This window comes from Deltaproteobacteria bacterium, assembly GCA_009929795.1.
Classification (GTDB): domain Bacteria; phylum Desulfobacterota; class Desulfovibrionia; order Desulfovibrionales; family Desulfomicrobiaceae; genus RZZR01.
The window spans coordinates 1-6,181 of record RZZR01000131.1 but is presented as its reverse complement, the minus strand read 5'-3'; the positions used below and the strand labels follow the sequence as shown (position 1 = coordinate 6,181).

Here is a 6,181-nt window from a genome sequence, read left to right as displayed (position 1 = left end):
TCTGGCCGTGCCCATAGCCGGGGCCTTTTTCGGGGGCCAAGTCCTTTTGGGGGTGGTGGTGGCCGGGGCCTTTGCGGCCATTCTGTCGACCATGGCCGGACTTATCATCGCCTGCGCCGGGACTGTGGGGCATGATCTGGCCGTGAATGTCTTTGATCCCCAGATGCCCGAGGGGCGGCGGGTAAGCATCGCCCGGGCCGCGGCCGTGGCCATCGGACTTCTGGGCATTCCCCTGGGTCTGGTCGCCGAGGACATGCAAATCGCCGTGCTGGTGGGGCTGGCCTTTGCCGTGGCCGCCTCGACCTTTTTCCCGGTCCTTGTCCTTGGGGTCTGGTGGCCGAAAATGACCTGCGGCGGGGCAATAGCCGGTCTGGCCACGGGACTCGTCGGTTCTCTGACGACCATTCTGGGCCGGGTCTTCTTGCCGGAATGGCTCCAGTTCCGCAATCCGGGCGGGCTGGTCATGTTCCTGGCCTTTGGGGCCATTCTCCTGTTTTCGTGGCTGGAACGAACGGCCCGGGGAGAGTCGGCTGTCCCAAATGACACCGAAGAGGTCATGATTCGGATGCACGGCCCGGAAGCGGGCTGAACGACCTTTGAGCGGGGAGGGACGGTTGCCGAATCCAGAATTGAAAATTCTCCTCTCCACCGGAAGCCTCTTTCATTTTCCTCTGGAACGAATAGCCGAGATCGGGGCCGGTGCCGGCTTTGACGGCCTGGAGCTCATTCTGTCGGATCCGGAGTTCCTGAATGTCGGCCGGGTCCTTCGCGACACCGAGTCGTGTCACGTTTTGAGCATCCACGCCCCGTTCCGGCAATGGGCCCTGTGGGGCGGACATTTCAAAGCCTGGAAGAACAGCGTCGATCTGGCCTGGGAACTGGGAGGAGTCAGAAACGTGACTCTGCACCCGCCCTTTTTCAAGCCCGGGGAGTTCTCACTGTATTGGCGTTTCGCCACCACCGGCGACCTGGCCGCCATTCTCGATGTGGAGGATTCCCGCCTTCTGTCCCTGGAGAACCTCCCCTGGCAGGACCGGGGCCCGTTCGGCAAAGACCCCTTGGCCGGGCTGGCCCAGGCATGTCTTCAGAAAGGAATGGGCATGACCCTGGACGTTTGCCATTTGGGCGTCAGCGGTCGGGACATTCTGGACGCGTGGCAGGCCGTACCCCCCGGTCTGGTCCGGAACATCCACTTTTCCGACACGGACGGGTTGCGGGAGCACCTTTGGCCGGGCACCGGGCGCCTGCCGCTGGATCGGTTTCTGGACCGTGTCGGCAATGACGAGTACCAGGGTTTCTTGACCCTCGAGGTCAGTCCGGGGGCCTTTGATGCCGAGGATGACGTGGTCCGGCGGCTTGGCGAATGGGTGTCCCGGGCCAGAGAGGCTCTGGAGTTGCCCAAGGCATGAGTCCCGGTCCTGGCCTTGTTCTTGCTTGAAGACGGCGATGGTTCCTCAACACGAATCCCTGCCACGCCCGGACAATAATCGGGTGGCCATTTTCTTCCCTCCGCTCCGTTCCGTCAGCGGAGGCATGGTTGTTTTGGCCCAGGTGGCCAGGGGCATGATCGCGCTGGGCCAGGATGTCCGGATTCTGGTCTGGGAGGAGCCGACAGGAGCCAGCCGGGAGCTTCTGGCCGGGTTGCGTATCGACGACATCAGAATGAACCCGCCCGCGGCCGATGAGATGTTCATTGTCCCCGAAGGCTGGCCCAATGCCCTGGCCTTTGGTCTGCGGGCCGGATGCCAGACCGTGATCTATTGCCAAAACTGGTCCTTTCTTTTCCAGGGGCTTGAGGAAGGCGTTCGCTGGCGGGGGCTGCCCGTTGACTTTTTGGCCGTATCCGACCCCATTGCTTGGCATCTGGAGCAGGTGCTCGGTAAACGTCCTTTCATCATCCGCCCGTCCATCGATCGGGGCCTGTTTCATCCACCGGTATCAAGGCCCGACGGCCCGGTGCGCATCGGCTTCATGCCCCGCAAGAACAAGGCCCTGGCCGAGCAGATCCGGCGGATCTTCGAGGAGCGAAACCCCAAGGCCCAGGTCCAATGGGTCCCCATCCACGGCCTGGACCGCTCTGGCGTGGCCGAGGCCCTGCGGTCTTGCCACGTTTTCCTGGTCACCGGATTCCCCGAGGGCTGCCCTCTGCCACCCCTGGAGGCCATGGCCTGCGGCTGCCTGTGCGCCGGGTTCACCGGCTTTGGCGGATGGGATTACATGCGGCAGATGGAGCCGGACGGTTTTTCCCCTCACGGCTATCGGCCCCGGAATGTTTCCTGGGGCGGCAATGGCTGGTGGGTTGCTGACGGCGACGTACTCGGAGCAGCCAAGGGGCTGGAGAGGGCTGTGGCCCGGATCGGATGTACCCATGTCGAGGCCCTGGAGGCCATGCTCGAAGCGTACAGTGAAGCCAGTCAGAACCGGGAGATACAGGCGTGGGCGAAAACGTTCTGATCGTTGTTGCCCGCTTTCGTGAGGAAATCTCCTGGGTAGGCCAAACCGGTCTGCCAACAGTGGTCTATGACAAGTCAGGCCGACGAGGTCCTTATCATTCTCTGCCGAATATCGGCCGAGAAGCTCATACGTATCTCTATCACATTCTGAAGAACTATCCGCGGTTCCCAACCTATACTTTTTTTTCGCAGGGGGATCCCTTCCCCCATTTTTCATCCGGAACCACCCCCGAACTTTTGGCCAAGACCATCCGGGAATTGGTTTTCAGGAACATCTGTTTCAAGGGGCTGGCCTCATACTCCATCCGCTGCGACCGAATGGGCCGACCGCATGAACTGGCCCTTGGCGGCAAGTCTGGAGTGTGGGCAGGTGCTTCTCACGATATACCTGTCGGGGAAGTTTATAAACATCTGTTTCAAGGTCCTGTCCCCACTTCTTTTCATACCAGGGCCCCAGCCGGATTGTTCCTGGTCCATAAGGACAGAATTCTTGCCCGCCCAAGGGAATTTTATGCCCGAGCCATGAATCTGGTTTTGGCCGATCCCGGTGACGAGTGGAATACCGGCCACGCATTTGAGCGTCTGTGGGCCATAATTTTCAACGGGTACACCAAGTTGAACAAGAAGACCTATCGGTTTAGGTTCGAGAGTGACCCAGTTTGGGTCTCCTCCGGGTTTGATGAAAGACAGACAAACGATGTCAAAGGATCCAACGATGGCCGTGAATAATCCCTTCTGGGTAAAGCTCCCTCCAACAGTTCGTGACGCTTTGCTGGTCGGCTCCGAGGGCAAGATCCACCTCATGGGCCTAGCCCAGGCTTGCATGCAGGATCTGGGCGGAGCCGGACAGATGCGTTTCCGTCTGGACTTGGCCATAGATCTTTTGATTTCGGCCTGGGCCAAGGACCCTTTGGACGGCCAATTGGCTGGGCAACTTCTTGAGCTTAATGAAAAATGGCCGTTTCTGAATCCGGATCGGGCCGAGATGTTGCGGGCAGTGGTCTCCCGATGGGAGATGCCGACTAATCTCCAGTACTATCGCCGCTTGGCCGAACAGAGAGCCTTCGAGAAGATGGAGGCCTATATGCGCAAGCAACTGGCTGAAAGCGGAGACAATCTGTACTGGAGGCAGCAGTTTTTGACTCTGGCCTTTTTCGAGAACCGCTGGGAAATGGTGACCGAAGCCTTGGGCTGGCCCTGGGCAGAGGCCCTGACCCCCTGTCGGGACAGCATCAGGATGGCGTTGAGCGTCCTGACCGGGGATCTGGACCGGGCCGCAGACGTCGCCGCCCGCAGCAAGGGACCCGATGCCATGGCCCTGCGGGTGCGTCAGGCCTGGACCGCCGGACGCCAATCCCAGGCCCGGCGACTGGTTCGGCAGCTTTTGAACGACCATCCCTGGGCTGTGACTGAAATTCTCGGGCTGCATGATCTGCTAACAGGGGTGGCCGGGAAGAGAAACACCCTCGGGGGCACCAAGGCCGTTCTCCTGTATTCCTTCAACAAGGCCCAAGATCTGGACGCCACCCTGGCCGGAGTACGGGCTTCCGATCTGGATGGGGCCCTCGTCCGGGTTCTGGACAACGGCAGCACTGACGGCACGGCCGAGGTGCTTCGTGCCTGGGCAGAGCGCTGGGGGGAAGGTGATTTTCAGGTGGTTCCACTGCATGTGAACATCGGGGCCCCGGCGGCCCGGAACTGGCTCATGCATCTGCCTGAAGTGCGGTCCTGCGATTGGGTGGCCTATCTGGACGACGACGCTTTGGTGCCGGAAGACTGGCTGTCCAGGTTTGGTGCGGCTGTGGCGGCCTATCCCGAGGCCGGGGCCTGGGGTTGCCGGGTCGTGGACGCCCAGCGACCGGTCGTGCTTCAGAGTGTTGACCTCCACCTCATGGCCGGGAGCAAGGCCAACGGCGAAGGTCGTCGATTCGAGGTTTCCGATCTGCACCATCAGACCCTTGATTTCGGCCAGTTCGACTATCTTCGGCCCTGTGCTTCGGTCACAGGCTGCTGCCATCTCTTTCGAGGCGCAAGCTTCCATGAACTGGGTGGTTTCGACCTTCGATTCTCGCCATCCCAATTTGACGACCTGGAACGGGACATCCGCATGAGTTTGGGCAGAAAGCCGACGGTGTATCAGGGACACTTGTGCGTCCGGCATATGAAGCGGACCGGGGCCTCGGCTTTGATCAGCCCTTTGGAGTACGGTAACTCCATGGCCAATATGTACAAATTGCAGATGTTGCATTCCCAAGAGGAGTACGATCAATCCATGGCCTGGGAGCGAGACCTGCTGGCCCAGGATTTTTTCCGTAAGCTTGGAATACTTGAAAATCTTCTCAAGGAGGGAAGGGGGGCGTGACGTCCGTCAAATATCTCATCATCGGAGGGGGCCCGACAGGATTAGGGGCCGGGCATCGACTCCGTGAGCTGGGGGAGGAGAGTTTCCTCGTCCTGGAGCGGGGAGACCGGCCCGGTGGCCTCTCGGCCAGCTATCTGGACGATCAAGGCTTCACCTGGGATGTGGGCGGACACGTGGTCTTTTCCCATTACGAGTATTTCGACCGTCTCCTGGACGATCTGCTGGGCCCGGACCGCCTGGAGCACCAGCGGGTGGCCCGGATTCGCATTGACGGCCGATGGGTGCCCTACCCCTTTCAGAACAACATCCGCCATCTTTCCCGCGAACACATCTGGGAATGCGTCCAGGGACTCTTGCGCGAGCGTGCCGGCGAACTGCACACGTTCAAGGACTGGATCCTGCACGTTTTCGGACCCGGCATCGCTCGCCTGTTCATGCTTTCCTACAATTTCAAGGTCTGGGCCACGCCCCCGGAACTCATGTCCTTTTCCTGGATCGGCGAGCGGGTCTCGGTGGTTGATCTTAAAAAGGTGCTCGAGAATCTCATCCTGGAGCGCGAGGACGAATCATGGGGCCCGAACAACAGTTTCCGCTTCCCGCTGCGGGGTGGAACCGGGGACATTTTTGTCCGGCTGGCGGCCCGTCTTGGAGAGCATCTCCGGCTGAACGCCGAAGTGGTCGCCGTGGACATGTCCAACCGAACCCTCACCCTGGCTTCAGGGGAGATGATCGGGTTCGAGGCCCTCCTGAACACCGGGCCCCTTGATCTTCTGGTCCAGAAACTCATCCAACTCTGCACGGAAGAACACCCAATCGTCGAGAAAGAGCGAGCCGCCGTCGTCCGCGAAGCGGGACGGCGGAAAGGGGTCGGTCCGGTCTCGGCATAGAGCCAAACTGGAATCCTACGTTGCTCGTCGTTCATGATCGATACCCCCGACACATCCTGACTCTATCGTCGTTTCCCGGTAGCCTGCCCCGTGGTACACTCCACGCCCGAGGTCGGAGTAGCATAAAGCTGGCGAATCGCCGCCGATTGCAGGTACTTGCAGGCCGCCGCTTGCAGGCCGATCTTCAGGAGGTGCAGTACGACAAAGGCAGCCAAGACCGAGGCAAGTATCGTCCTCGTATCACTCAGTGATAGGGCGTCCCTCATCACGATCTCGTTTGTTTCCACGGAATGACGCAAGTTGATCTCGAACGTCGCGGCAGATGTTCCGACGAACCAGACGAGTCCTAGTGCGTCCGCAACGATGGCGAACAGCAACGCTCCGATCAAGAGCTTTCGTCCCGAGGGATGAAGGCGAAAAGCACAAACGCCAGCAACGATCAAGAGAGCGCCTTTGGCTGAATTCAGGGCGAGTAGCAC

At 60.3% G+C, this 6,181-nt stretch carries 7 protein-coding genes; 6 read left to right on the top strand and 1 reads right to left on the bottom strand.

Translation table 11 applies throughout. From position 1 onward, the window contains the following. From EOM25_11390 to EOM25_11365, 6 genes are all read left to right on the top strand, one after another. Window positions 1–589: cation acetate symporter (locus tag EOM25_11390; protein ID NCC25777.1), on the top strand; the 589-nt coding region annotated here is incomplete at its 5' end. 7 nt (window positions 590–596) lie between these two features. Further along, the gene (locus tag EOM25_11385; protein ID NCC25776.1) at window positions 597–1,409 is read left to right on the top strand and encodes a sugar phosphate isomerase/epimerase; all 813 of its coding nucleotides are present in this window, start codon (window positions 597–599) and stop codon (window positions 1,407–1,409) included. A gap of 124 nt (window positions 1,410–1,533) precedes the next feature. Continuing rightward, a complete protein-coding gene (locus tag EOM25_11380; GenBank protein ID NCC25775.1) occupies window positions 1,534–2,454 on the top strand; it encodes a glycosyltransferase in 921 nt (306 codons plus the stop codon). After that, entirely contained in the window at window positions 2,436–3,182 is a 747-nt protein-coding gene (locus tag EOM25_11375; GenBank protein ID NCC25774.1) for a DUF3431 domain-containing protein, read from the top strand. The genes EOM25_11380 and EOM25_11375 overlap by 19 nt, the downstream gene beginning before the upstream one ends. After that, window positions 3,133–4,815, top strand: a complete 1,683-nt coding sequence (locus tag EOM25_11370) for a glycosyltransferase family 2 protein (GenBank protein ID NCC25773.1) — start codon at window positions 3,133–3,135, stop codon at window positions 4,813–4,815. Before EOM25_11375 ends, EOM25_11370 begins: the two co-directional genes overlap by 50 nt. Then, the gene (locus EOM25_11365) at window positions 4,812–5,702 is read left to right on the top strand and encodes a hypothetical protein (protein NCC25772.1); all 891 of its coding nucleotides are present in this window, start codon (window positions 4,812–4,814) and stop codon (window positions 5,700–5,702) included. Before EOM25_11370 ends, EOM25_11365 begins: the two co-directional genes overlap by 4 nt. Before the next feature lie 62 nt (window positions 5,703–5,764). Here the strand turns inward: EOM25_11365 and EOM25_11360 are convergent, their stop codons facing one another. Further along, window positions 5,765–6,091 (bottom strand): hypothetical protein, encoded by a 327-nt coding sequence (locus EOM25_11360; GenBank protein NCC25771.1) that lies wholly within the window; start codon window positions 6,089–6,091, stop codon window positions 5,765–5,767. Window positions 6,092–6,181 lie beyond the last annotated feature (90 nt).